This window comes from Halarcobacter mediterraneus (genome assembly GCF_004116625.1).
GTDB lineage: Bacteria > Campylobacterota > Campylobacteria > Campylobacterales > Arcobacteraceae > Halarcobacter > Halarcobacter mediterraneus.
In genome coordinates, this window is sequence record NZ_NXIE01000015.1 from 1 (window position 1) to 1,147 (window position 1,147).

Here is a 1,147-nt window from a genome sequence, read left to right on the forward strand (position 1 = left end):
TTTCATTTTTAATTAAGAAAAGATCAAAAAGCTTATAAAGATCAGAAGTGTTAATAGGTTTACTTAAGTAACCATCCATACCTAAACTTAAGAATTTTTCTTTATCACCTTTTACTGCATTAGCAGTTAAAGCAATTATAGGTGTTTTTTTAAGTAAATTTTTCTTTTCATATTCTCTAATTTGTTTAAAACTTTCTACTCCATCTAAGATAGGCATATTTATATCCATTAATACAATATCATATATATCTTCTTTATATTCTTCTAAAGCTTTTAAACCATTTTCTTGTATTGAGTATTGTATATTCATACTATCTAAGATATAAGAAATTAATTCTTGATTTGCTTCATTATCTTCTGCTACTAATACTTTCCCTCTATACTTAATACTTTTTTCTTCTGTTTTTTTTGTTTTAGACATATGTAAATTATCAATGCAAGAGTTAAGTTCTAAAGTAAAGAAAAAAGAGCTACCTTTTCCAACCTCACTTTCTACTTCTAGTTGTGAGCCTAAAGATTGTATTATGTGTGAACTTATACTTAATCCTAATCCTGTACCTTCATATTCTCTATTTGATTTATGATCTATTTGTATAAAAGGTTTAAATATCTTCTCTTTTTTCTCTTCTTCTATTCCTATTCCATTATCTTTTACTTCAAATCTTATTTTACATCTATCTTCTTGTTCTTCTATTAGATTTATATTTAAAGTCACTTCTCCTTGTTTTTGTGTAAACTTTATTGCATTTGATAGTAAGTTAGATAATACTTGTCTTATTCTTATTCCATCTGTTAATACACATAAGGGTATTTTGTTATCTAGATTAAATATTAATTTTATCTCTTTTTGGTTTGCTTTTTTTGAAAATAGTTCTACTACATGTTCACTTATAAAATATAAATCTGTCTTTTCTATTGTTATGTCAAAGTTTCCACTTTCTATTTTGCTTATGTCTAGAATATCATTTATTATTGATAATAATGAGTTTGCACTTATTTGTATTATTTTTGCTTGTTTTTTATTCTCTTTTGTTAGCTCTTTATTTTTACTTAGTAATTCTGAAAATCCTATTATTGCATTTAATGGTGTTCTTATCTCATGACTCATATTTGCTAAAAATATTGATTTCGCTTCATCTGCCCTTTG

Annotated in this window: 1 protein-coding gene; it reads right to left on the reverse strand. The window is 24.8% G+C overall.

What is annotated here, in order from left to right:
- Window positions 1–1,147: ATP-binding protein (locus tag CP965_RS13990; protein ID WP_129062722.1), on the reverse strand; the 1,147-nt coding region annotated here is incomplete at both ends.